This is a genomic window from Salinispora sp. H7-4, assembly GCF_013416675.1.
Taxonomy (GTDB): domain Bacteria; phylum Actinomycetota; class Actinomycetes; order Mycobacteriales; family Micromonosporaceae; genus Micromonospora; species Micromonospora vitiensis.
In genome coordinates this window covers 381-847 of record NZ_JABZED010000025.1, presented here as the reverse complement: position 1 = coordinate 847, position 467 = coordinate 381, and the positions used below count along the sequence as shown (strand labels likewise).

General features: G+C 67.2%; 1 pseudogene. It reads right to left on the bottom strand.

Annotated elements, in window-relative coordinates:
- Positions 1-467, bottom strand: a pseudogene (locus H0524_RS13745) (peptidase S8); the annotation flags it as partial.

Sequence of the window (467 nt, the reverse complement as noted above, 5' to 3'; positions counted from 1 at the left end):
TGTCCTGGATCTGATCCACGAGGTCGGGGTGGGTGGGGTCGATGCCGGTGTCGAGGACGGCGACGGTGGTGCCGTCGCCGTCGTAGCCGGTGTCCCAGGCTTCGGGGGCGCCGACCTGGGGGACGCTGTCAGCCAGGTCGGTGTGGACCTGGCCGTCGAGCCAAAGCTTGGCGGCGTTGCTGCTTTCGCGATTCGCGCCGGAGCTGGTGGTGAGGGTGGTCCAGAGGGTGCGGGTGTCTTTCTTGTTGGTGGTGAGGGCGTGGCCGTTGATGGCGGGTAGGTCGTGGGTGAGGGTGGTGCCGGCTGGTGCGGTGGTGGTGCGGGTGGTGGTGTCGGGGTAGGTGGCGATGAGGGGTAGTTCACTGGTGTGGGCGTCGTCGTAGCCCATGTCGATGAGGTCGGTGACGTTGAACAGTCGCTGGTCGAGTCGGTCGTCGGCGAGGAGGGGTTTGGCTTCGTCGGGTAGG